Below are 21,644 nucleotides of genomic sequence, written 5' to 3'. Positions count from 1 at the left end.
GCCAGGTCTGCGACCTCTTCTCCGACGAGGAATGCTACAACTACTTCAAAGCTGCAGGGTATGAGGCCGATTGAGTGCAACAGGCTTTAGGCCGATGCTCCGTTGGAAAACGATGTTGCTAACGCAGCAACCGACTGGAAAGTCTACTGGTCAGACCTTGGCTGGCATCATTTCTAAGGACAGCTTCCAGAACGTAATGCAAGCTTGGGGTAGAAGCTTGCGTTACGTTAGAGTTACTTCGGCTTCTGACTGCAGCGGAGGCATAGTCAGAACCCGTTGCTAAAATTTGGCTGCCGAACATCAAAGGTGCCGAACAATGAGCAGGCCAAGTTTGATGACCGCTTGGCCTGCTCTTTGGGGATGTCAGTTCTGCCAGCAAGGTGAGGAGACATACCCTTGGCGGGAATCTAGAGCAGGAAGTCGCTGGCAGTCAGGCTGCTAAGGCCGTTCACTACAATTTCGAAATCCGTCACCTTGTCGCCATTCACATCGCCGCAGACCAGCGTGTTGCCATTCGCATGCGTAAACCAGATCGAGTGCGCGGCAGCGCGCGAGCCTCCGAACGCAAAGGCTTGATTGCCCGCCACAGTGCCGTCGGAGTCAATCTGCCGCAGGTCGATATCGTCCATCCCCGAAGTAAAATCGGTAATTCGATCGCGCAGCGCACCTCGGCTGTCTACCGGTGCGACAAAAACGAAGACATCCCGCTCGGCGCCCCCCGTTAAGATATCGGCCCCTACTCCCCCAACCAACCTGTCGGAACCTAGTCCGCCGGTCAGGCGATCGTTGCCTATCCCGCCCAGCAGCGTGTCATGGCCATCCAGCCCGCTCAGGACATTGTGGCCGGTATTACCTGCAATGCGGTTGTTCAGCGCATTGCCTGTACCGTTCAAATTGGCCTTACCCAGTAGCACCAAATTTTCGACATTTTCGACGAGCGTCAGCGAGTGTGCAGCGCGCAAAATATCGGTGCCCTGACCGTCGGCTTCGACAATGATATCGACAGAGTCGATGATATAGGTGTCATTTCCTGAACCGCCGATCAGGCGGTCCTTGCCGGCACCGCCACTCAGGATGTCATTGCCCCCAAAGCCCTCCAGGATGTTAGCGAAGCCATCTCCTGTCAGGGTGTCGGCTCCGGTCTCAGAGCCAAGTATCCGCTCAAAACCAATGTAACGGTCACCCTGGGCTCGCCCTGTACCATCTCCGGTCAAAAGTGACACTCGCAGTCCCCCGCCTGTGCGGAAATCCAGCGTGTCTATACCTCCGCCGCCAATATAGGTTTCGATACTCGCGCCTGGGAGAGCCATATCAGCACCTGAGCCCAGCAGCGCTTCCCCCTTGATCCTTCCACCTCGATTATCGAGAGTGTCATTTCCACCACCCAGAACTACGTCGCCAATGAGAACTCCAGTATTACGCAAAAACTCTGCGGTCTGGTTTTCGGAAACGATGGATTTCCAGCCGCCTCGTATTGTTCCAGAATTGGAAATTTCCACATCTGCCCGGGCGCCCATCTCAAAAGTAATTTTAACGCCAATGTCGGAGCCAAGGATCTGTCCCTGGTTCGTGATTGTTGTCTCGCCGGCCCCAAACTCCCGTCCCAGCACAGCCACTCCCAGCTTGCCACGTATCTCACCGCTATTATCAATGATGGTTGAGTGACTGGTGTTCGTTCCGACTGCCCAGGGTCCTTCCGAATAGATCAGGCCCTTATTGGAAAGCCGCGCTGCGCCATCGCTACCGCCCAAGATGAATAGCTCTTGGATTGTTCCGGAATTGGAAAGATGTCCACGCCCATCAAAGTACATTCCGTATCCGTAGGGATTTTTATTCAATACTTCAGAGTCAGAAAAAATATTTATTCTAACCTCTTTATCTCCAAAATAATTATTTACGCTGATGGCGGTATGGGATCCCAGACTACGATAGCCTGCAATAATATCTCCATAAATATTCACGACTCCATGGCCAGAAATATTGATAATTTCTGTCCCATCGTACAGGTTAGTCCAAGTATCTGACGCCTGAACAGTAACGCTTTTTCCGTCAGTTAAATATACGGCTTTCTTACGGACTACCATAACCACTCCTTGCTCAACCCGATGAACCATAGTCTGGAGGCGGTTTTACGCAAGCTCCAGCTCTCGGATTAACCAAGATGAGTGCTTTGAAATTACACAACGGTAGTTGTTGCTCCGCAAACCCGGCCCTATCGCGCATTCTTACACATGCCTGCCTTCAGAGCGTCATGCGAGCTTTATGATAGAAGCGCGCATGGCATCCTTCTGGCGGGATCAACAAACGCTGGAGTTTATGCGCCGCCTTCACAGGATGGCCTTTCCTCATGCGAGGTTCTGGACATAATGCTAGGATTAGCGTGCAAAGGAACTGGGTGATCATGGAGAAACTGGGAGCGGTCTGGAACAAGGGGAAGGTGGTGGGCAAGAAGCCTCCGCTCACGCCGGATCAGGTAGCGTTGATCCGGCTTCTCCTGCGCCAGGACCGCGCTCTGCGTGATCTGGCGCTCTTCAACATCGCAGTTGATACCAGCTTTCGCGGCTCTGACCTGGTGCGCCTGCACGTCTCGGATGTGGCCACCCCCGCCGGCATCCGCGAGATCGTTGAGATCCGGCAGAAGAAGACTGAGAAGCGGAATGCCCGGCCTGTTCAGGCACGGCTGTCGCCGGCAACCCGCGACAGCCTGCGGGCATACCTGGCCGATGCCGAGAAGCCGCTGCATGCTTGGCTGTTCACTGGGCAGGGCCCTCGGTGGTCACAAAGTCATCTCAGTGAAAGCCAACTTTGGCGGTTGTTCAAGTCCTGGCTGGAAAAGTCCCGCCTTGATCCCGCCCTTTACGGGCTCCATTCCCTGCGGCGAACGTTTCCGACCTATATCCACCAGCAGACCGGCAACCTGCGCGCGGCTCAGCTTCTGCTCGGCCATGCCAGCATCGAAAGCACCAAGGACTACATCGGCACCGAACAGGCCGAAGCTCTGGAAATCGCCCGCAGGTATCATCTCTGAGGCCCATGCAGACCTACCTTGAAAAGCACGTTCCCGCAAAGAATGTGGCCCGCTTTTACCGGCTGGCCGTGCTGCCCAATCTGTTTCGGGAATGGACGCTTTATCGAGAATGGGGGCGCATCGGGCGGGGCGGTCGGATCCGCCTGGACTGTTTTGCCACCTATGAGCAGGCTATGGCCGCCTTGCTGGCTCTGGAAGCCCGCAAGCGGCAACGCGGCTATTGGGTGGAGCCGCAGCAACTGGCCATGTTTGGGTAGTTTTCTTGTCTAAAATGGTATAGTAATTATCCTATTTTGATCATACATTGTCATTGATGAAATTCGAGTATGATCCCGAAAAGAGTGCCGCGAACCGTGAAAAGCACGGGATCGACTTTGATGAGGCCCAAGCCCTTTGGGATGATCCTTATCTGATCGAGGCCCCCACCAACGTCACGGATGAGCCGCGCTTTCTGGCGGTCGGCATGATCGGGGCTAGGCATTGGACGGCCGTCTACACATATCGGAGCGACCGGGTGCGGATCATCTCCGTGCGCCGCGCCCGCAAGCAGGAGATCGACCATTATGAAGGCGACTGAATTCGACGAACGCTTCGACGCGGGCGAGGACATGTCTGCCCATGTCGATTGGACCAAGGGGCGCCGCCTCAATGTCGAGGCCAAGCGGGTGAACGTGGATTTCCCGGCATGGGTGGTCGCTAGTCTGGACCGCCAAGCGCAAAAGCTCGGCATCACCCGCCAAGCCCTGATCAAGATGTGGATCGCGGAACGGCTTCAATGATGAAACCAGTCCCGCATTGATGCGGTCTGCCGCAGGGGGAGCCGAAGCTATGCTCTAAGCCAGCTCGAACCCTGCATGACCTTTCTAGCTTTCGACCACGGTTCCAGCCTCAATCATCAAACCACAGGTGCCGGTTCCGCGACTGTCGTAGCCACAGCATGCTTTGTAACGATGTCCTGCACATCGCTCGGCCTGAACGCCACGTCCCACGCCCAATGACCGAACCCTCCGAACGAGTTCACAGCTCGAACCCATTCATTCAGTGCGGCGCGTTTGGCCTTGTTCTGCGGACTGTCGGCGCCCTTGATCTCGAGCGCCAGCGTCGTGCCGTTGGCAAGGCGGAGGAGGAAATCCGGAACATACCGCCGACGTGAACCGGCCCACATATAGTAGATCTGAAAGCCCAAGTGATCGTTCTTGGCGTATGAGAGAATGTCCTCGCGCTTCTCAAAGACATTGGCCGCATGGCCTTCCCAAGCGGAGTCTCCTACCAGATGACTAATATGCGACTTGGTGGTCGGAAAGCACGGTTTGGTGGTGTACCAAGTCCGCATTTGGCTGGTGGCACCAATCGGGTTTTCCTCATCGAACACCGGCGTCAGGCGTTCCGTATTCTGCTCCGTCACGTTGCTCAGTACATTCTGAACGACGAGGTCGATGTTGAGCGCGATCAGAATTCGCCGCCGAAGCGGGTCGGAGTGAAACAGCGACGGGATCTCGAGACGGTCGGAGTTGAGAAACGCCTCGACGATCCTGACCAGCTGCGCCGCCAGATATTCACGGCTGCCTGAAAAACCATGGCTGAGCTCGGCAAAGGCTTTTCTGGCGGCCTGAAAAACGAGGCGTTGCAGGCGGAAGCCATCTGGTAGCTTCTCGAGATCGATGGAAGTGACCTTATCCATGTCTGTCGCACCGCCAAGCGCCGGGGCGAGTTCGGCGCTGATCGGTGTGCTTGCAGGATCGAGGACGAGTGGCTGCACAACACTCCAGTCGATGGTGAGCTCCGGTTTGACAACCGTTTCGACACGCAGCACGTTTGGCCAGCGAAGTTCCAGATGTGCCCGCTCGAGCACGACTTCGATCTGCGTTGTCGGCTTTGGAGGCGGCGGAGCCTCTCCGCCTTCTCCAGTTTCCGAGATCGAGAGCGGCACGCCGAAGACGTTGACGTATTCGGGCAAGAACAGACCGTTCTCGTCTGTGTCATAGGACACCCGACGCAATCCACGCCCGACGACCTGCTCGCACAGCAGTTGGGATGTGAAGGCCCGGAGCCCCATGATGTGCGTCACGTTCTTGGCGTCCCATCCCTCCGACAGCATCGCCACCGAGACGACGTTCTGCAGATCCTGACCGGCCGCACCGCGCTTCCCGACGTTGTCCACGATCTCGCGCAGCAATTCCTCCTTCCTTAGGGCGAGGAACTGTTGACGCCGGGTTTCCGGGATGGTCGCCGCGTCGACGATTGCCTTCAGTCGTGCCTCGTAATCCTTATCGGAAGTCGAGGTTTCGCCGATCTCGGCCTTTTCCAGAACTCTGGAGTCGACCCGAAGCGTCCGGGTCGGTGCATGCAACTCGGGCCAGTGCGCATCACCCTTGTTGAAATAGGTCTCAATGCGCGCCGCGGTCTCGGTGCGGTTGCAGACCGTCAGCATGACGGGCGGGGAATGATGCCCGGCCTCTCGCCAACGCGTTCGGGTTTCCTGCCAGTCGGCGCCAAGCAGCGTATAGGCGTCCTGAACCAGCTTAGGTAGCGCTTCATAGGCTTCGGCCTTGCGGTTCAGGTCTTCGGAGACGGTCGGGTCGCGGTAAATGTGGTAGAGCTTCGAGCGCAGCGTCTTAGCGTCGGGAACGGCATCATCGCGCACGACGACTCGCGGCGTCTTCACCAGCCCGGCCTCGATCGCGTCGTTCAATCCGAAATCCGAGACGATCCAGTCGAACAGCGCCGTGTCGGTGCTGGCTTTGCCGGTCGGCGCAAAGGGCGTGGCCGAAAGGTCAAAACAGCGCTGGATGCGCCGGGTCTTGTGGATGCGGTCCAGACCCTCGATCCAGCGCGTCGCCTCGTCGAGGTCGATACCCTGCTCCTCGGCCACCTTCTTGCTGATCTTCACCTCGGGTGGTTTGCGATAGGCGTGGTGCGCCTCGTCGTTGATGACGATGATGTCCTTGTGCGCTGCCAGCTTACCCAACACCCGCCGCGTGAAGGCCTCGTCGGACTCGCGCGCCTTCTTCACCACGGATCGCTCCGCTTCCTTCAGCGGCATCAGCGTGTGCCAGTTCTCGATCAGCACCTCGGCCTGGTTCAGCTTCTGACGCAAGGCCTCGGAGGGGCACAGGTTGAACTCGTCATAGTAGCTGCCCTCGCGGGGGATCAGCACCTGAAGTCGTTCTTTCACCGTCAAGCCCGGCGCCACGATGAAGACGGCGCGGCTGAAATCCTTGTTGCGCTTCGGATAGGTCAGCGCGTTCAGCACCTGCCACGTAATGATCATCGCCATCACCGTGGTCTTGCCGGACCCCGTCGCCATCTTGTTGCAGAGCCGTTCCCACACCCCGCCATCGCCCGGGATCGCGATGCCCTGCTTGTAGGCTTCGGCGCCCTCGACCCACCAGATCAGCGTCTCGATCGCCTCGAGCTGGCAAAAATAGAACGGATGCTGCCGCGCCTCGCGGTCGTGCCAGTGCTCCAGCAGCTTGCGAGTGACGATAGTCACCCCCGGCCAGCCATCCTCGCGCCACTGATCCACGCGCGCGCGGATCGTGTTCACCAGATCCAGCACCTCGGTGCGCTTGGTGTTGTTGCGCGCATCAAAGACGTCATAGCTCGCCGGCCGTCGCTCCGGCTTGATTTCCAGCTTGCCGCCCTTGCCTTCGACCCAATGCTGCGCCGGGCATTCCCACGGCCTGTTGATGATAAGCGACATGGGTCAGTCCTCGAGCCGCATGATCTTCAATGACTCGATCCCGCGGTCGTCCACGATCTTGACCGCGATGCGCCGGTTCTCGCCGGCCTCGAAGGGCAGAGACACCGAGCCGTGAAACTGCTCCAGCAGGTCCTCGTCCAGTTCCGCGCGCACGGTCTTGCGCAAGCGGTTCCAGCCGCCCTTCGCATCCGCCATGGGGAAGAGCACCTGATGCGGCATAAGCGAGCGGTTGTCGTAGTCGACGTCCAGTGACCACATCGCGATCTGCGACTTGCCGCCGGATACGAGATCTCCCTTGCGAGGATCGAAATAGTCAAAGCCGTTGACCTCAACCTCCCAAAGCCCGTCCGTGCGCTTGCGCAGCTCCACGTCGGGCTGGCCCATCAGCCAAAAAGACTGGTTCGAGGCGCGCTTCTTCTTCAAATCCTCGGTCAGCAGGTCAGTGTTCATCTGCGCCTTGAGCAGCGTCACGCCCGGCCAGTTCACCTCGTCGATGTCCTTCGCGGCCTCGGGGTCGAAGGTGAAGGCGCAGAATAGGATGAATTTCGGCGACGGGCGCAGGGTCTCGGCCTCGGTCAGGGCCAGTTCCACCTGCCGCTGCTCCAGCGCCGCGTGCTCGGGACCGAAGCTGACGACGACGCGTTCGCCCGTCTCGGCGAGCGATCCGCTGGCATGGATATACTTGAGTCCCGGCAGCGTCTCGAACTCGGCGAAGCGGAGCGTGGCGCCGCCTTTGCCGCGCACGCCGGTCTTGAGCAGTTCGTCGCGCCAAAGCGCCTGGCGGGACGTCTCACCGGAGCGGGCGACGGTCTCGTCGGCTTCTTGCGGCGGGATGCTCTCGTCCAGTGACAGGACGGTCGGCGCCGGCACCGCCTCGACCGAGAACGGCCCGCAGATGCGCAGCTTGTTCGGGTCTTTGCGCGGCTTGTCGTAGAGCGTCTCCTGCTCGGCATGGTCAACGATAGACTGGTCCATGCGGTGCTGCATTGCCTGTCGCGCGGCGTGTAAAGCGTCGAAGGGCCCACGTGCGGCTTCGGGCCAGGTGTCGGGCCAGTCGAAGGGTACCTCCCATTCGTGCAGTGTGTCGCCCTTGGCGAAGTCTACTGGCTTCCCTTTGCGTACGCCCTGCACGGGCTTATGAGGGCTCGGTGGTATGGCAACCAGCGCGGCATTGAGGCTTTCGAGCGCCGTTTCGATCTTGGGGTGATCCTCATCGTAAATCCTGTCGATGTCGGTATTGCTGCCGATCGATCCGAGCGAAATTCGTTTTGCGGTTTCGTAGTCAAACCCGCCAGCGAGTCCCTCGTGCGGATACTTGAGCGCGTAATAGTCGAAAGTTGCAGTCATCAGCCGTTGTTTAGCGAGTGTGGTAGCGATGCGCGAGGTATCGCAGGTGATCCAACGTCTCCCCCACTTCTCAGCCGCAAATGCTGTTGTCCCTGACCCACAGGTAATGTCGAGGACTAAGTCGCTTGGGTCAGTGGTCATAAGAATGCATCGCTCGACTATGCGCGCATTTGTTTCGACAACGTATTGCATGTTGGATGCGCCACCGAATCCGAGCCAAACAGAGTGAAATACCTTATATTCAAAGTCGGCCGCGAATTTTTTGAGGCGGAGTGACGTCTGCTTGGGAATAATCCTCCCCGCTTTGGCCGCTCTATCCAAGCCTTCAACAGGCACCTTCCAGTGCTCATTGGCACCGCACGGCCAGCTTTTACCCATGAAATCATAGGGACGGGTTGTGGTGGTCCTATATCCGTCTGACTTAAGTGGGTCCTCAGAATATTCTCCATCAATCTCAGGTTTTTTCTCATATAGAGTCCGGTACTTTAGGCGATCTTTGTCCTTCGCGTAGAACAGCAGGATGTCGCAAATTTTCCCAAGGTGAGTTCCTGTGACCGAGCCGGTCTTAGAGAATGAAATCTGCGACACAAAGTTCGTTACGCCGAAGATTTCGTCGAGAATTCCGCGCACCAAGTGCACATTTTCATCTGAGATCTGCACGAACACCGAGCCGCTATCGCTCAACAACTCTCGAGCGAGCAACAGTCGATCGCGCAGATAGGTGAGGTAGGAGTGGATGCCAAGCTCCCAGGTATCCCGGAACGCTTTGATCATCTCCGGTTCTTGGTTGAGGTCCTCGTCCTTATCCGAGTCCGCAAGCTTGCGCTTGCTCGTGAACGGCTGGAAGTTCGACCCGTATTTGATGCCGTATGGCGGGTCGATGTAGATCATCTGAACTTTTCCGCCCATGCTCTCCTTGGTCAGGAGCGAGTTCATCACCAGCAGGCTATCGCCCGCCACCAGCCGGTTCGACCAGCCCTTTTCGTGGTGGTAGAAATCCAGCGCCTGGCGCAGCGGCAGGTTCTCGAACGGCGCTGCGAACAAGCCCATCTGCCGCCACTGCGTCGCCGCATCCTTGCCTTTTAGTCGTTTCGCAGCATTGGCGAGGATCGTCGCCGGGTCTACCCGCTCATGGACATGGAGAGAGACGGTATCCACTTCGACGCTGGTCCGTTCCGCCTTGCCCGTCCAGTTGAGATAGGGCGCCTGCAACCGCTTCAGCTCCTGCAACGCGTCCTTCATGCGTTCAGGGTCAGCGCTGGCCAGCGCATCATCGATCAGCTTCTCGATCCCTGCCCGTGCGCTGTCGAAGTTCAGCACCGGATCCAGATGAGGATCATAGGCCCAGACCGTTTTAGCGCCATCCGGGTCGGTGCCGGCATGGACCATCCCCACCTCGGGGTTGTTCACCCGCATCTCGCCATGACGGTAGCTGAGCACCTGCATCGGGCCATCTGGCTTGCGCGCAGCCTTCTTGCCGCGAGGAGCTGTGCGCTGTCGTGGCTCTAACTCGTCGGTCAAGGTCAGTTCGAACCCGTCTACTTCATCATCGGCATCCGCGTCCTCGCCGTCGTCCTCATCCTCCGCCTCCTCAACTAGGCGCATAATCGACCCGCCGCGCCCACGGCCGCGGGCCAGAACCCCATTGTCCACCAGCGCATCGCGCGCCGCGAAATAATCGTCATCGGAGAGCTCAGGCAAACGCTCACGCAGCAAGGCCATCATCGTGCCGTTGCCGATGGATGCGCCGTCTTCAGGGGTCAGGGAGAGGATCAGGTGTGTGAGGGTATCAGGCATGCAGGCAAAGGGCTCACTGGAAATTGCGTTTGGGCGAGCCTATCGCGACAGTTGTGAAGTTGCACTCTTATTCACTTGTCGTGTTAACGCCTGAACACGATCACAAATTGGCATCAGGATATTCTGACTGCGCCACCCTTCGCGACAAGGCGAAAAAGGTTTTCGGATCTGAGGCCGCTCTGGCCGGTGTTTCCAAAACCACTGAATCAATCGCGACTGCACTGAACTCGATCACCTGACCGCCGAAGCTCGGCTTCTGAAGGCACGGCGTGATGTAAAGATACTTCTACTTTTCGGCCCAATTCGCCACGTCCCGATCAAGCTTCAACAACTCTTCCATCATGAGGGGCGTTGCTTCTTTGATCCCCGCCATTTCTTCAAGGCCAGCGCACCCGGCATTATCGAATACAAGCCGACACGGATACACCCGCGTTCCGGGCATATGGGACGAAAATGGGCTGAAAAACTTGTATACGAACACTGCCTTCCCGTTGGCACGAGCAAAAAGCTTGCCCAGCTTGCCCGGCTTTTTCATGTCCAGCCGCCCCGCAAGGTATTTCGCCAGCGCAAATCCGTTCACAGGCGACAGAACGGTGAATGCGCTCAGCGGGTCCTCCACGACACAAACATGAACTCCATCAGAATGATGTTCGATGATGAGATGCGCCTCAAGAAGGCTGCTCCCCATATCGATGGAAACCGTTTCAATGGCTCTTTGGACATGATCCGGCTTGTCCAGAGCAAACAATCCGTTGCCCCACTCTTCCGGTTGCGGGAGCCGCTGGTATGACTCGACGCGATCGGCCACGTCCCTGAAGGTCTGGTAAGCCGCGCTTACCTCGTCTTCCGGTGCCTGTGCGCGGATGTCCGGCAGACGCAGTCCGAGTTTCTTCGCGCGAGACCAATGCTGCTCGCGCAAGAATTTTTCATAATCCAGTACGGTTCTGAACTGTGACAGAAATATCTTGGGGATTTCACCGTTGAGCTTGGAAACGACGCTATGAGCATCGTCTGTCCAATCCTGACGCTGCTTATTTTCCAGCTGACCGATGAGCGCCTGCGTCTGATTGAACTTCTTTTCCCAGTTGGGATCGTACCCGTTCATCAACGGCCCGTCTTCAAAATAGCTCATTTGAAACACCCTTATCGCTCCCTTTCTCGATCTCGCCCTGGGCCGGGCTGCCGCTCCTGCCCGTTATCTCGATGCCGGCCCAGGATGGCATCGCGCCGTCCGGGGTCAAGCTCGACCGGCGCCACCCGCTCTCGGCCAAAGTCGTTGTCCTGGCGCTGCACCTCGGCCCCGCCACGTCCCAGCACGGCAGCCCGCCGTGCCTCCCTGTCATCAAACCGCTCTGACCGTTCCATCTGGCCCATCACCCTCTCCCTGATTTTCTCCATCGCGGCCTCGGCGCGCTGCCAAAGCTGCCCGATCCGTTCGCGTGCCGCCGCCACAAAAGCCCGGCCCCGCTCGGCCAGTTCAAACCGCAGCTCCAACTGCCGCCAGCCCAACTCGCGCCGCTCTGCGTTGCGCACTTGGGCCGCCCGGAAGGCATTGCCTCGCTCGGTCTCGATCCCGCGCTTCTCCAGGGCATTCGCAGCCGGCCCGATTTTCGGCTCGGGCTCGCGCGTCAGCTCCACCATCTTGATCTCAAGCTGACGCGCGCGCTCCTCCTGCCCGGTGTCCCGCGCCCGTGTGGCCTCCCGCTCCACCTCCGCGCGCTGCACAGGAAGCGATCGATGATCGATCCGCTCCGACCGCCCTGCCCGCTCTAGGGCAGCATTGGCCTCCCGTGCCCAGGCCTCCCGCCAGCCCAGCAGGAGCTCAGGCTCATTCCAGGAGCGGTCCTTCTTGCCAAAGCCCTCACCGGTCAATTCACGCAGCGTCAGCATCACATGGGCATGCGGCTGGCCATGCCCGTCGCGGGCGCGCCCTTCATGAACCGCCAGATCGGCAATCATGCCGCGATCCACGAACTGCCGCTGCACAAAGCCGCGCAAGAGCTCCAGCCGCTCCCCCCGGTCCAGCTCGCGGGGAAGGGCAACCTCGATCTCACGGGCCAACTGCGCATCCTTGCGGCGCTCGACAGCCTCTACCGCATTCCACAGCCGGTCCCGATCGCGCATCCACTCGGGTGCATTTTCCGGCACCAGGATCTCCGCATGCACGACCCCGCCCTTGCGGCTATAGTCATGCTCGATCCCCTGGCGCTCATCCCGCAGCCGCCCTCCAGCCCTATAAGCGGCCGCGGCCACGGAGGAGCGGCCGCCTTTCCGGCCGATCACCTTGGCGCTGAGATGATAGATCGCCACGCCGCCACAGCCTTTCACAAACAGGGTCCAGCGGCTGTTCCGCTGGCCGGGAGTGCGAGGGCGGGAAGCCCTCGTGCATGCGGCACAGCCGCATTGGGGGAAGCCGTCCGGCGCGGGGCAAAGCCCCATGAGGACGCGCACATTGCTTTAGCAATGTATAAGCGCGCATTTAGAACTTTTCAACTGTTCCTTCACCCGCTACGGTTGCGCCCATCAGAACTGAAGGTGCCGCGATGCCCGCTCATCCTGATCCCCTCGCCCGCCTGGAAGAGCTGGTCCGGAAGAAGGCTCAGCTGGAGGCCCGGATGCAGGCCATCAATGCACGCCAGCAAGAGATCGATCGCAAGAACGACGACCGGATCACCTGGCTGCTCGGCTCGCTGGTCTATGAGCGCTTGCGGGATAACCCTGCCCTGCAGGACTTCGTACGTCGTGAACTGCCAAGCCGCCTGACCGAGCGTGATGGCAAGCGCGGGCTCTGGCAGCGCCTCTTTCCCGAAGACACCGGAGAACCGTCATGAACCTTGTCCTGGAGCCCCGCCACTGGATCGTGATGGTGGGGGCGGTCCTGACCGCCGCCTTGGCCTTCTGGGGCCTGCCGCAAATTCTCTCCATCTATCCGCTCACCCTTTATGCCATCCCGCTGCTGGCGGGGGCTGCGATCCTCGACACGCTGGGGAACGCCTCAGAGGGCCGCAGAGCGCCCTGGAAGATCGCGGCATGGGCATGCCTCGCCGGATCGGCTCTGCTTGCCCTGTGGCCGCTTCAGGCCGCTCTGCAGGCCCTCTCGGAGACCTACCGGTCCTGGGCCGCAGCGGGCGTGCCCCTGCCCCGCTCCCTCTGGGAGACGTTCAAGGGCTTTGGGCGCTTTCCTGAAGAGCACCAGCAAGCCGTCCTGATTGGTGGGGGTGTCGGGCTCGTGGTGACCGCCTTGGCGATCATCACGCCGCTGCGGGCCGCCTTTGATCCACGCTTCCGCCGCAACCGGCAATCGCGCTCCGGTCCCTGGCGGGCCGGCTGGATGGAGCCCCGCGACATCGCCCGCCTGGCCCGCAACAAGACCGGCATGCCGCTGGCGCTCTATGGCGGCAAGCTGCTGCGCTATGCCAAGGATGACGCCAAAGGCTGGCGCGGTGGCCATCACCTGGTCGTTGCGGGCACCCGCGGCGGCAAGGGCGTCGGTGCGGTGATCCCGGCCATCCTCGATCATCAGGGTCCGGTGGTGGTTCTCGACATCAAGGGCGAGAACTTTGCCGTCACCCGGCGCCATCGGCAGAGCCTGGGCCGGCAGGTCGTGGTGCTGAACCCCTTCGGGGTCATCGAAGACTCAGCCGATCAGGTCAATCCGCTCGACTACATCCGCCCGCATGAGCTGTCCCTTGACATCCCGCTCCTGGCCGATGGCCTGGTCCGCCCGGAAAAGGGCGACGGGGCCCATTTCGCAGAAATGGCCCGCGAGCTGGTGGCCGGCGCCATCGAGGTTGTCGTCACCCAGGAAGAACCGGAGCATCGCACGCTTGTTAGGGTGGCCGACCTCCTCCTGGCGCCGGACCTGGACGACACGCTGCAGGCCTGGGCCGAGAATGCTGATCTGGTCGGGCATCGGCCTGCCCAGATTGCCGCCACCATTCTCCGCGCCGGGGACCGCGAGCGCGGCAGCATCCAGACCTCGATCGCCAAGGCCTTTGCCTGGATGCAGTCCGATGCCATGCGCCACTTCCTGAAGCGCTCCAGCTTCCGGATGGACGATCTGCTGGACGACAGGATCGATCTCTTCATCGCCGTGCCGCTTGATCAGATCGACAAGCAGGCGGTGTTCATGCGCCTGTTCATCAACCTCGTGCTGGGCCTGGCCGTTCGCCAGGACGGCCGGCGCAAGGTCAAGGCGCCGATCCTTCTGGCCCTCGACGAGTTCGTGCGCATGGGACGCATGGAGCAGATCATGAACATCGCCAACGTGGCCGCCGGCGTGGGCTTCGAGGCCCTGTTCGTGACCCAGGACACTGGCCAGGTGGTGGAAGCCTACGGCCAGAACGATGCCCGCAGCATCTTCGGCTCCTGCATCACCAAGCGCCTCTTCAATCTCAATGACATCGAGACCGCGGATTGGGCGGCCCGTCATCTCGGCGAAGGCACCATCTACTCTCAGCAGATCAAGGAGGATCCCAGTCTCACCAGCAGGGGTAATTTCTCCTACGCCGAGCAGCGCCAGAAGCTCATGACGGCAGAGCAGATCATGGGCATGAAGCCTGATGAACTCCTGCTTCTGGTTGGCAACCGCAGCCCGCTCAAGGCCAAGCAGAATATCTACTTCAAGAGCAAGGCCTATCAAGGAAAAGGGGATCAGAACCCGCTAAACTAGACCATGAGCAGAAATCGTCTTGAAGCGATCTTCTCCCATTGTCATTGCCGCGCCTCAGTCGCATTGAACATTTTAGCCGCTTGACGAAGATCACCTTCCTGCTCATGCGCGGCCATTGTATCGCAGAACAATTTTGCGAGTGAGCAACCTATCCGTTGCATGTCAGCACGCCGTAATCGTAATTGCTTTCCTGATATAGGAACAATCTGGCCTGTTAGGAACCCATTCTCATTTAAAGGCCTGATCTGACGGCCGTCACCATGGGCAACAGCATTGCGAATGCCGGTGAAAAAATCGAGTGCTGTCATCTCTGGCAAACCCTTCACCGACCAAGGTGCGTCACTAATTCTCGTGGCCTGCAAAGCAATCCCAACCTCTCTTGCTTGATTGTCTTGGGCGCCATTTTGATTGGCCGGTGTGCGCGCGCGCTGAACGACCCAGCATACGATGGTGGTGAAAAGCGCATAGGATTCAGGTGCCTTGTAGTCCTCTTTCGCACTTGTCAGCATTTTAGCAAGGCGACGAACAGTTTCATATTCGGCAGCGTGTTCATGGATCTGCCCCATCAGTTGGTTCCCCCTGTCATTGGTGCCCAAATCTGCTTCAGGGGCAGCTTGGCGCGGGTCTCGTCGGAAAGCTCGCCATAAGTGCGGAAAAGCGCCTTCAGAAGGTCTGGCATCTGCCATAGGCGAAGCTTGAAGAAGTTGTTGTCCAGTTCCTTCTGAGCAACGGCATTCACGCCGCCGATGCTAACCAGAAGTCCCGTTTGCGCCTGCGTATTCGACACTGAACCAATCAAGCGGAGAACTACGTCATGGTTGGCCACTCCATCGCCCGATTTAACCTGCACACAGATGCGATCCTCACCCAGACCAAGCGTGCCGCCGGCAGCCAGAATATCGACACCTCCATCAGTATCCGGAGGGGAAACTTTGGTAGTGTAGCCTTTGACACGCATGATCTCGGCTACCAGATCGGCAAGAGCATGACCCGCAAACTCGGACTTGATCAGCGAGATGATCTGCTGGTGCGCAATGTCCTCGATGTCGGTCTGGTAGTCTTCGGCCTCGGTCTCTTCCTGCTCCATAGCATTCATAGCCAATGGCTTTGGTGCGTGCCCCTGTTTGCCAAGAAGCCCGCCAGGGTCAGTGCCAGTCGCAAGGACGGCCTGCACACGCTCAAGCGCGGCATTTCGCTTGATTTGGCAGATGGTCCTGAAAGCCCCAAAGGAGTGTCGCAGGTCCTGCTTGAAGGTGTCGCGGGGCAGCGACTCTTTTTTCCACTCAACGGTGCGCGAGTGCTTGAAGTCGCTCTCTGCGTCGACTGGTAGCCGCCAGTCACGATTCCGATAGCCACGCCGTTCGTGACCTTGCGCGGCATTACTACGAAGTCGTCAATCTTGATCTGGTTCACGAACTGATTGAGCTGAGCAGAAAAGTTGCGCAGGCGGTTTTTACCCTCGTCAGGCATGACTTCCTGGAGATGTGTCAAAACGGCATCTCGATCCGCGCAGGTGCTCAGATTACCAACTTCCAAAAAACCGGGAAACAGCTTGCTCTGGTCGATAGACGCAAGCTCCCGCTCTCCATGTGCCCCTGCCCTGACGATCCATAGCCTGGTCATGCCTGCATCGCCTCTTCAACTTCATCAAGGTAGCGGTCTGTCTGTCCCTGCTTGCTCCAGGTCACCTTGCCGTATTCTGTTTGCTTAAAGTCGCCGCGCAGGATCTCGGCGATTGACCAGATGAAGCCGCCTAGGTTTTGAGTATCTGTGGCCATCTATTCCCTGCCCTCTTCTTGTTATTCATTGTGAGCCAAAAACGGCCCTCCGTGATTTTCGCGGTCTGCTTCATAACCTGCTCATAGCCATAGTCGAGCTGGCGATGGATCCAATCTTTGGCGGGTGTGCCGAGTACCTTCTCAAGTTACCCAACCATCTGAGCTGAAACGCCGGATTGATCGTTCAAAACAACTAGCAACTGTGTCTAGGCGCGGGTCTGATGTTGCCAAGCCGTGCCGCTTTTCAGGACGGCGTTGGCGATGGTGATGAGCCGTCTGGCGACCGGCTTCAAGACCGGATTATGATATGCGGCGGCGAGTGCGGCTTGGAAGAGCACATGTCGCAGCGTTCGTCGTCCTCCCGCGATCATGCGGCGGCCGCGCATCGCACCGCTGTCACGGGGCACCGGCGCAAGGCCTGTCATGGAGGCTGCCTCACCTGCTGTCATATGGCCGAGTTCCGGCATCTCGGAAAGCAGCATGGCCGCGCAACCGGACCGATCCCCGGAATCGAGCGGAGAAGCTTCACTTTGGCGGCTAAGGCATTTTCTTGCGCGAGGATGCCTGCGATCCGCTGCTCCAACTCACGGATTTGAGCCTCGAGCATGGTCCTGAGTTCCTCATCCATGGGTTCCAGTTCTGCCACGACGTTCTGTCTCATTCGCGCGCCGATCTGAGCCACGAGCCGCTTGCGCATCTCGACCATCTGCGCCCTGCGAGTTGTCAGCGCTCTGAGAACGCGCAAACTTTCACTCGGCAGTTTCCGTCCCGCCTCAGGACGAAACGCCATGAATCGGGCAATGAGTTCGGCATCAATCCGATCGGTTTTTGCACGCCTTCCACGGGAAAGGGCAAAAGCCTTGATCTGGGCTGGAAGCAATTGCGCGGCGTCTATTCCGGCTCCGACGAGCCGTGTCCAGAGCGCCCATTCCTGACCTCCTGTAGCTTCAAAGCCGATCCTCAAAGGCGCAGGCAGATCCTGAATGATCCCGATCAGGCACACATGGCCGTCTGGTGAGTTCGGGAGCCTGAACCTGTGACCACACGGCAGGCAGAAGCCGTCCAGCCAGTCACGGGAGACATCTATTCCGATCACTGTCGCTGCTGCTATCATGTCACTCTCTCTTCCTTATGCTTCGCGGTCCCCAAGAGGGGCCGCCGTCAACTGTTCGAGACGGTGAGGAGAGGCAGGATCAGCCGGCTAGATGACGTGGTCATGCCACAAGGTGTTTGGCGCTGTATCCCACCCCATCACCGGTCCTGGCCGGGATCGGTGATGGGGCAGTTATAGCAGGGTCGCGACACATAAGGGTGTTGGCGATCTCGTTCGGATTCTAGAGCTTTTTTTCTCGCTTGGTGTCCAGCAGCCTGACGAGGCGCTCCCTTGTATAGAGCAGAAGTTCTGTTCACCCACGCAGTAGCGTATTCGCATAATTACGCGCATGCACACTTACGTAATTATGCAACATTATCTTGTGTTCTATGTGAGTTATCCACAGGGGAGGCTCACACTCCTCCTTTCTTTTTCTTCTTATATCTTCTTTCTTCATACCGCTTTTTTTTGTTTTTCTTCATTGCCTTGGCTCTCTAATTATTAGTTTTGGGGCAATGTTCGCTTAGCTTTCGGGCGGTTTATGCTTAGCTTTCGGGCGGTTTATGCTTAGCTTTTGGGCGGTTTCTGTGCCTTTTGGGCCTCTTTGAAAGGTCTTGCACGATGGAGAACGCTTCTATTAGCTGCTTGAGTTGATTCAGCTAAGGTATCCGGTCGTGTCTGTCGAAAACCGCCCCAAAGCTAATAGTAAGCGCACGCTTGAGGTCGTTCCTAATCTTGGGGAAATGGTGAAGCCATCGGAGCTGATCGAAGTGAAGGGCGCCGCGAAGCTGTCTCTGGCAGATCGGCGGCTCTACAACGTCCTGCTGCACAATGCTTTCGGGCCTGATCTAGGCACAGAAAACCGGCGCTTTGAAATCCCCCTTTCGGAACTAAGGGACACCCACGACAGTAATGATCGGTTGGTCCAGTCCATCGAGGCCCTGATGACTACAGTTGTCACCATGCGCCGCGGTGATGGCTCAACAGACCGGGTGCAGCTGCTCGGCTGGAACAACCTTTCAGACTCAAAGCGCAAGCATGGCTTCCTGAAATACTCGATCCCGCCTGAATTGGCTATCCTGTTGCGGGATAGCATGGTTTTCGCCAAGCTTGAGATGGAAGTGCTGCGGGCCTTCACCTCCAAGTATGCCCTTGCTCTCTATGAAGCCGTTGCCCGCCGGGTGCGCCTCCAGCACATCAGCAGTGAAAAGTTTGCTTTGGATGATTTCCGGGAACTCCTGGGCGTGGAGCATGACAAGCTCACGACCTTCGGGAACTTGAACCAGTATGCGATCAAGCCTGCCTTACTAGAGGTGAACGCCCTTTCCGATTTCCTTGTGAGCGTGGAGCCTGTGAAGCAGGGGCGCCGCGTTGTGGGTGTGGCGATCGGATGGAGTGTGAAAGACCTTGAGGGTCGCAAGGCAGCCTATGCCGAACTGCAGCGGTCACGGGTCGGTCGCAGGCCTCGCCTTGCTGGAGCAGTCGAAACGATAGACGATGAAGCTCTACTCGCATAATTGCGTATTTACGTAAAGTCACAATTATGCTTTGCCATATCTGCTTGATTCCGCAAATCCTCATACGCTAGCCTGAAAAGAAAATCGGGACAGGCGGACAATGAAGACAATCTTGGTGGCAGCTCAGAAGGGCGGGGCAGGGAAGACGACCCTCTCTCGCAATCTTGCCGTAGCAGCGGCAACTGATGGGCAGAATGTGCTGTGCGTTGATCTCGATCCACAGGGTTCCTTGCGCGGATGGTGGCAGGCTCGTGAAGACGAAAACCCTGGCATGCTCGAATCTGACCCCAAGCCAGAAGCCCTAAGGCAGACTCTCAAGGCTGCAGCTAAGGTGTTCGATCTGGCAATCATCGACACGCCGCCGGCAGCCCCCGTATGGCTTTCTAACGCGATCGGGGCAGCTGACTTGGTGCTGATCCCGGTTCGCCCATCACCCGACGATCTGCGGGCCGTGGGTGCCACAATCTCGGCCGTTACAACTTCCAATGTTCCGTTCGCCTTCGTGCTGTCCCAGGCACCACGTGCAAAGATCACCGAGGAGGCTGTCCGCGTCCTGGCGCAGCATGGCCGGGTGGCACCCGTCAACATCGCGCAGCGGGTCATCTATGCCGAGACAGGCGCATCCGGGGCAGGGGTCATAGAAACCTCAGACGTGAAGGCTGCTGAAGAAATCCGGGGCATCTGGAATTATGTTAAGGGAATCTTGTGATGGCAAAGAAAGCTGTGTCCTTGGAAGGACTGCTCGACACCACCGTGAAGCCGACTGAGACAGGCATTCCGCAGCGTGGGGCAGAGGAAGCGCCAACCTCTTCGAAGCCTATCAAGCGTAAGGGCGAGAAGCGCCTGACCTTAGCCCTGGATGGGGCAACTTATCGCCGCCTCCGTCTCCATGCTGTGGAGGTAGACCAGACGCATCAGAACATCCTTGAACGCGCACTTGTGGAATACCTTAATGGCGTAAAAGCGTAATTGCGTAAATATGATCGGATAGATCGAGAGCATCTTGATAGAGGAGCGTTAGTAGAGGGATAGCACAGGCTGCCGATGATTACGGAGCCTGATGAGTTCTTCGCCCGCGGATGCGGACGATGCCCGCGTTCAGCACGCCCGACTGCTCGATCCACTCCTGGATCGACGGCCTTGTCCAATTGCGGAAGATTTGCTTCGGGGTTGGGCTGGAGGAGACCGTGAAATGGCGCATCCCACCTATATGCATTGCGGCCGCAATATCGCGATCTTTGGCGCATTCCGAGATGACTTCAGGATCAGCTTCATGAATGCGAGCCTCCTGCAGGACGACGAAGGCGTTCTTGAACCACAAGGCCCCAACAGCCGGACACCGGGCATGCTGCGCTTTACCGAGGTGGCGCAGGTCGGTGACAAAGAGCGGTCCATCCGCAACAGGCCGGTCAGCAGTGCCTCGCCGTGCTTGGGCGCTCCATGATGGCGGCTTGAGGGGACGTTATTGCTGACCATCGTGCGGATCGCTTCTGCCCGTTCCCAACTGACATAGCCTTGCAGAGCGCTCCGGGCTTCAGCGCCAGCCAATCGCTGCGTGGCTTTCGGCGGCTGCCGGTTCGCGGAACGGTCGCATCGTGCGTCGACACCACGCAAGTCTTACCATAGGTATAGGCGCCGCCGTAGACGGGATTCTCGACCATCCGATGAATGGTGGCGTAGGTCGGCCTGCGCCAAACCACATCACCATTGGCGCACCGGGCCGGCAGATCCAGCCCATGCTCCAGGAACCAAAGCAGAGCCTGCCGGGCACTGCCGAGCTCGTTCGGCGGGCAGTCCGTCCACTGGACGGACTGCTTCTCCGCCTCACCCTTGTCAAAGACAAGGACGATGGCCTCTTGCACGCGCCGATCGGGATCCTTCTCCAGTCTGTCGCCGGCCCTCACAAAACCGATCGGGGCCGCGACGACCAACTCACCGCGTCGGGCCTTCTCGTATCGGGCGGCCAGTGAGCGTTGCCGCAGCAGGTCAAGCTCATACTCGTTGAGGCTGCCCTTCAGGCCGAGAAGCAGACGGTCGTTGCTCTGGCGTGGCGCATAAACGGTCTCCTGGTCAACCAGGACAGTATCCACGACCCGGCACATCTCGATCAGCTGCTGCCAGTCACGGCTGTTGCGCGCGAAGCGGGACACCTCGCGTGCCGCAACCGCACCGACCTTGCCCAGGCAAACCTCGGCCACCATCCTGTCGAAACCGGCCCGCGTCACACCACCCGCAGCCGAGCGGCCGAGATCGTCGTCAATGGTCTCGATGGAGGACCAGCCGAGCGCCGTCAGCCGGTCGCGCATCGCATATTGCAGGGTGCTGCTCTCACGGTTGTGCAGCACCTGGTGCGCCGAGGATTGCCGCACGTAGAGGATCGCCTTGCGTTCCAGATGATGCGGCCCGATCTTCTCATGCATCATGTCCCGCCTCCTTCCGCTGCCTGTCCGCGCCGTCGGCGTGGTCGAGGATCAGGCGTGTCATCAACGTGGTCAGCGTCAGCCGCGCCTCGTCGGGCAGGCTCTGCCATTGCGGCGTTGGAAGCGATCCGGCGGCGCAGGGCGGATCGAAGAGGTCGAGTTGCTGCGGTGGCGTTCGGCGCGGCATGAGCATCTCCCGGAATTACCGATAGGGAGTTCGATGCTGCGCCCGAATCTCGCAATTCCGATGGTCTGTCGCGAGCCGCCACCGCGTTGTTCAGCACTGCCG

Annotated in this window: 23 protein-coding genes; 10 read left to right on the top strand and 13 right to left on the bottom strand. The window is 58.9% G+C overall.

What is annotated here, in order from left to right:
- Positions 1 to 407: 407 nt before the first annotated feature.
- Positions 408 to 2,084 carry a calcium-binding protein gene (locus RAH32_RS18400; protein ID WP_306609888.1) on the bottom strand — a complete coding sequence of 559 codons (1,677 nt, stop codon included), beginning with the start codon at positions 2,082 to 2,084 and terminating at the stop codon, positions 408 to 410.
- 317 nt (positions 2,085 to 2,401) lie between these two features.
- Between RAH32_RS18400 and RAH32_RS18395 the strand changes: the two genes are divergently transcribed.
- From RAH32_RS18395 to brnA, 4 genes are read left to right on the top strand one after another with little or no spacing between them, the layout of a single operon-like run.
- Entirely contained in the window at positions 2,402 to 3,028 is a 627-nt protein-coding gene (locus tag RAH32_RS18395) for a tyrosine-type recombinase/integrase (protein ID WP_306609891.1), read from the top strand.
- A gap of 5 nt (positions 3,029 to 3,033) precedes the next feature.
- On the top strand, positions 3,034 to 3,285 hold the full coding sequence (locus RAH32_RS18390; protein WP_306609887.1) for a WGR domain-containing protein: 252 nt from the start codon (positions 3,034 to 3,036) through the stop codon (positions 3,283 to 3,285).
- A gap of 56 nt (positions 3,286 to 3,341) precedes the next feature.
- The gene (locus RAH32_RS18385) at positions 3,342 to 3,605 is read left to right on the top strand and encodes a BrnT family toxin (RefSeq protein ID WP_306609886.1); all 264 of its coding nucleotides are present in this window, start codon (positions 3,342 to 3,344) and stop codon (positions 3,603 to 3,605) included.
- Positions 3,592 to 3,807, top strand: coding sequence for a type II toxin-antitoxin system BrnA family antitoxin (gene brnA, locus RAH32_RS18380; RefSeq protein WP_182793488.1), 216 nt, complete (start codon positions 3,592 to 3,594; stop codon positions 3,805 to 3,807). Before RAH32_RS18385 ends, brnA begins: the two co-directional genes overlap by 14 nt.
- Before the next feature lie 116 nt (positions 3,808 to 3,923).
- Here the strand turns inward: brnA and RAH32_RS18375 are convergent, their stop codons facing one another.
- The 4 genes from RAH32_RS18375 to mobQ all read right to left on the bottom strand — a co-directional run bounded on the left by RAH32_RS18375 (position 3,924) and on the right by mobQ (position 12,185).
- The gene (locus tag RAH32_RS18375) at positions 3,924 to 6,731 is read right to left on the bottom strand and encodes a BPTD_3080 family restriction endonuclease (RefSeq protein ID WP_306609885.1); all 2,808 of its coding nucleotides are present in this window, start codon (positions 6,729 to 6,731) and stop codon (positions 3,924 to 3,926) included.
- 3 nt (positions 6,732 to 6,734) lie between these two features.
- A complete protein-coding gene (locus RAH32_RS18370; RefSeq protein ID WP_306609884.1) occupies positions 6,735 to 9,875 on the bottom strand; it encodes a site-specific DNA-methyltransferase in 3,141 nt (1,046 codons plus the stop codon).
- A gap of 286 nt (positions 9,876 to 10,161) precedes the next feature.
- On the bottom strand, positions 10,162 to 11,007 hold the full coding sequence (locus RAH32_RS18365) for a hypothetical protein (RefSeq protein WP_306609883.1): 846 nt from the start codon (positions 11,005 to 11,007) through the stop codon (positions 10,162 to 10,164).
- 11 nt (positions 11,008 to 11,018) lie between these two features.
- Complete coding sequence (mobQ, locus tag RAH32_RS18360; RefSeq protein WP_306609882.1) at positions 11,019 to 12,185, bottom strand: MobQ family relaxase; 1,167 nt, start codon at positions 12,183 to 12,185, stop codon at positions 11,019 to 11,021.
- A 233-nt stretch (positions 12,186 to 12,418) separates the two neighbouring features.
- Here mobQ and RAH32_RS18355 point away from each other — a divergent pair, with 233 nt between their 5' ends.
- Together RAH32_RS18355 and RAH32_RS18350 are read left to right on the top strand one after the other, a co-directional pair.
- On the top strand, positions 12,419 to 12,706 hold the full coding sequence (locus RAH32_RS18355) for a hypothetical protein (RefSeq protein WP_306609881.1): 288 nt from the start codon (positions 12,419 to 12,421) through the stop codon (positions 12,704 to 12,706).
- Positions 12,703 to 14,547, top strand: a complete 1,845-nt coding sequence (locus tag RAH32_RS18350) for a type IV secretory system conjugative DNA transfer family protein (protein ID WP_306609880.1) — start codon at positions 12,703 to 12,705, stop codon at positions 14,545 to 14,547. Before RAH32_RS18355 ends, RAH32_RS18350 begins: the two co-directional genes overlap by 4 nt.
- A 41-nt stretch (positions 14,548 to 14,588) precedes the next feature.
- Here RAH32_RS18350 and RAH32_RS18345 read toward each other — a convergent pair whose 3' ends face one another.
- From RAH32_RS18345 to RAH32_RS21590, 6 genes are all read right to left on the bottom strand, one after another.
- Positions 14,589 to 15,113 carry a hypothetical protein gene (locus RAH32_RS18345; protein ID WP_306609879.1) on the bottom strand — a complete coding sequence of 175 codons (525 nt, stop codon included), beginning with the start codon at positions 15,111 to 15,113 and terminating at the stop codon, positions 14,589 to 14,591.
- Entirely contained in the window at positions 15,113 to 15,634 is a 522-nt protein-coding gene (locus RAH32_RS18340) for a restriction endonuclease (RefSeq protein ID WP_306609878.1), read from the bottom strand. Before RAH32_RS18340 ends, RAH32_RS18345 begins: the two co-directional genes overlap by 1 nt.
- A 5-nt stretch (positions 15,635 to 15,639) precedes the next feature.
- A complete protein-coding gene (locus RAH32_RS18335) occupies positions 15,640 to 16,170 on the bottom strand; it encodes a hypothetical protein (protein WP_306609877.1) in 531 nt (176 codons plus the stop codon).
- Positions 16,167 to 16,325, bottom strand: a complete 159-nt coding sequence (locus RAH32_RS18330) for a hypothetical protein (RefSeq protein WP_306609876.1) — start codon at positions 16,323 to 16,325, stop codon at positions 16,167 to 16,169. Before RAH32_RS18330 ends, RAH32_RS18335 begins: the two co-directional genes overlap by 4 nt.
- Before the next feature lie 206 nt (positions 16,326 to 16,531).
- Positions 16,532 to 16,807, bottom strand: a complete 276-nt coding sequence (locus tag RAH32_RS18325) for a transposase (protein WP_306609875.1) — start codon at positions 16,805 to 16,807, stop codon at positions 16,532 to 16,534.
- A complete protein-coding gene (locus tag RAH32_RS21590; protein ID WP_373429738.1) occupies positions 16,771 to 17,439 on the bottom strand; it encodes an IS110 family transposase in 669 nt (222 codons plus the stop codon). The genes RAH32_RS18325 and RAH32_RS21590 overlap by 37 nt, the downstream gene beginning before the upstream one ends.
- 653 nt (positions 17,440 to 18,092) lie before the next feature.
- On the opposite strand from RAH32_RS21590, the gene RAH32_RS18315 reads away from it, so the two are divergent.
- From RAH32_RS18315 to RAH32_RS18300, 4 genes are all read left to right on the top strand, one after another.
- Positions 18,093 to 18,935 carry a replication initiation protein gene (locus tag RAH32_RS18315; protein ID WP_306609873.1) on the top strand — a complete coding sequence of 281 codons (843 nt, stop codon included), beginning with the start codon at positions 18,093 to 18,095 and terminating at the stop codon, positions 18,933 to 18,935.
- Between the two features lie 100 nt (positions 18,936 to 19,035).
- Positions 19,036 to 19,644 carry a ParA family protein gene (locus RAH32_RS18310; RefSeq protein WP_306609872.1) on the top strand — a complete coding sequence of 203 codons (609 nt, stop codon included), beginning with the start codon at positions 19,036 to 19,038 and terminating at the stop codon, positions 19,642 to 19,644.
- Positions 19,644 to 19,904 carry a CopG family transcriptional regulator gene (locus RAH32_RS18305; RefSeq protein WP_306609871.1) on the top strand — a complete coding sequence of 87 codons (261 nt, stop codon included), beginning with the start codon at positions 19,644 to 19,646 and terminating at the stop codon, positions 19,902 to 19,904. Before RAH32_RS18310 ends, RAH32_RS18305 begins: the two co-directional genes overlap by 1 nt.
- Positions 19,905 to 20,127: 223 nt before the next feature.
- The gene (locus RAH32_RS18300) at positions 20,128 to 20,379 is read left to right on the top strand and encodes a DUF1801 domain-containing protein (protein ID WP_306609870.1); all 252 of its coding nucleotides are present in this window, start codon (positions 20,128 to 20,130) and stop codon (positions 20,377 to 20,379) included.
- On the opposite strand, the gene RAH32_RS18295 is transcribed toward RAH32_RS18300, so the two are convergent.
- Positions 20,345 to 21,358 carry a recombinase family protein gene (locus RAH32_RS18295; RefSeq protein WP_306609869.1) on the bottom strand — a complete coding sequence of 338 codons (1,014 nt, stop codon included), beginning with the start codon at positions 21,356 to 21,358 and terminating at the stop codon, positions 20,345 to 20,347. The two genes, RAH32_RS18300 and RAH32_RS18295, sit on opposite strands and share 35 nt — an antisense overlap.
- Positions 21,348 to 21,542 carry a hypothetical protein gene (locus RAH32_RS18290; RefSeq protein ID WP_306609868.1) on the bottom strand — a complete coding sequence of 65 codons (195 nt, stop codon included), beginning with the start codon at positions 21,540 to 21,542 and terminating at the stop codon, positions 21,348 to 21,350. The genes RAH32_RS18295 and RAH32_RS18290 overlap by 11 nt, the downstream gene beginning before the upstream one ends.
- Between the last annotated feature and the right edge of the window lie 102 nt (positions 21,543 to 21,644).

The organism is Paracoccus yibinensis, from assembly GCF_030846195.1.
In the GTDB taxonomy this organism is placed as follows: domain Bacteria; phylum Pseudomonadota; class Alphaproteobacteria; order Rhodobacterales; family Rhodobacteraceae; genus Paracoccus; species Paracoccus yibinensis.
This window is presented reverse-complemented; position numbering and strand designations above follow the sequence as displayed.

What these genes read in the sequence shown, in the direction of transcription:
- RAH32_RS18290 (WP_306609868.1), bottom strand. Translation starts at nt 21,542, where the DNA reads ATGCCGCGCCGAACGCCACCGCAGCAACTCGACCTCTTCGATCCGCCC.
- RAH32_RS18400 (WP_306609888.1), bottom strand. Translation starts at nt 2,084, where the DNA reads ATGGTAGTCCGTAAGAAAGCCGTATATTTAACTGACGGAAAAAGCGTT.
- RAH32_RS18355 (WP_306609881.1), top strand. Translation starts at nt 12,419, where the DNA reads ATGCCCGCTCATCCTGATCCCCTCGCCCGCCTGGAAGAGCTGGTCCGG.
- RAH32_RS18295 (WP_306609869.1), bottom strand. Translation starts at nt 21,358, where the DNA reads ATGATGCATGAGAAGATCGGGCCGCATCATCTGGAACGCAAGGCGATC.
- RAH32_RS18305 (WP_306609871.1), top strand. Translation starts at nt 19,644, where the DNA reads ATGGCAAAGAAAGCTGTGTCCTTGGAAGGACTGCTCGACACCACCGTG.
- RAH32_RS18300 (WP_306609870.1), top strand. Translation starts at nt 20,128, where the DNA reads ATGGCGCATCCCACCTATATGCATTGCGGCCGCAATATCGCGATCTTT.
- RAH32_RS18375 (WP_306609885.1), bottom strand. Translation starts at nt 6,731, where the DNA reads ATGTCGCTTATCATCAACAGGCCGTGGGAATGCCCGGCGCAGCATTGG.
- RAH32_RS18390 (WP_306609887.1), top strand. Translation starts at nt 3,034, where the DNA reads ATGCAGACCTACCTTGAAAAGCACGTTCCCGCAAAGAATGTGGCCCGC.
- RAH32_RS18370 (WP_306609884.1), bottom strand. Translation starts at nt 9,875, where the DNA reads ATGCCTGATACCCTCACACACCTGATCCTCTCCCTGACCCCTGAAGAC.
- brnA (WP_182793488.1), top strand. Translation starts at nt 3,592, where the DNA reads ATGAAGGCGACTGAATTCGACGAACGCTTCGACGCGGGCGAGGACATG.
- RAH32_RS18310 (WP_306609872.1), top strand. Translation starts at nt 19,036, where the DNA reads ATGAAGACAATCTTGGTGGCAGCTCAGAAGGGCGGGGCAGGGAAGACG.
- RAH32_RS18365 (WP_306609883.1), bottom strand. Translation starts at nt 11,007, where the DNA reads ATGAGCTATTTTGAAGACGGGCCGTTGATGAACGGGTACGATCCCAAC.
- RAH32_RS18330 (WP_306609876.1), bottom strand. Translation starts at nt 16,325, where the DNA reads ATGGCCACAGATACTCAAAACCTAGGCGGCTTCATCTGGTCAATCGCC.
- RAH32_RS18340 (WP_306609878.1), bottom strand. Translation starts at nt 15,634, where the DNA reads ATGGAGCAGGAAGAGACCGAGGCCGAAGACTACCAGACCGACATCGAG.
- RAH32_RS18335 (WP_306609877.1), bottom strand. Translation starts at nt 16,170, where the DNA reads ATGACCAGGCTATGGATCGTCAGGGCAGGGGCACATGGAGAGCGGGAG.
- RAH32_RS18345 (WP_306609879.1), bottom strand. Translation starts at nt 15,113, where the DNA reads ATGGGGCAGATCCATGAACACGCTGCCGAATATGAAACTGTTCGTCGC.
- RAH32_RS18395 (WP_306609891.1), top strand. Translation starts at nt 2,402, where the DNA reads ATGGAGAAACTGGGAGCGGTCTGGAACAAGGGGAAGGTGGTGGGCAAG.
- RAH32_RS18350 (WP_306609880.1), top strand. Translation starts at nt 12,703, where the DNA reads ATGAACCTTGTCCTGGAGCCCCGCCACTGGATCGTGATGGTGGGGGCG.
- RAH32_RS21590 (WP_373429738.1), bottom strand. Translation starts at nt 17,439, where the DNA reads ATGATAGCAGCAGCGACAGTGATCGGAATAGATGTCTCCCGTGACTGG.
- RAH32_RS18385 (WP_306609886.1), top strand. Translation starts at nt 3,342, where the DNA reads ATGAAATTCGAGTATGATCCCGAAAAGAGTGCCGCGAACCGTGAAAAG.
- RAH32_RS18325 (WP_306609875.1), bottom strand. Translation starts at nt 16,807, where the DNA reads ATGCTGCTTTCCGAGATGCCGGAACTCGGCCATATGACAGCAGGTGAG.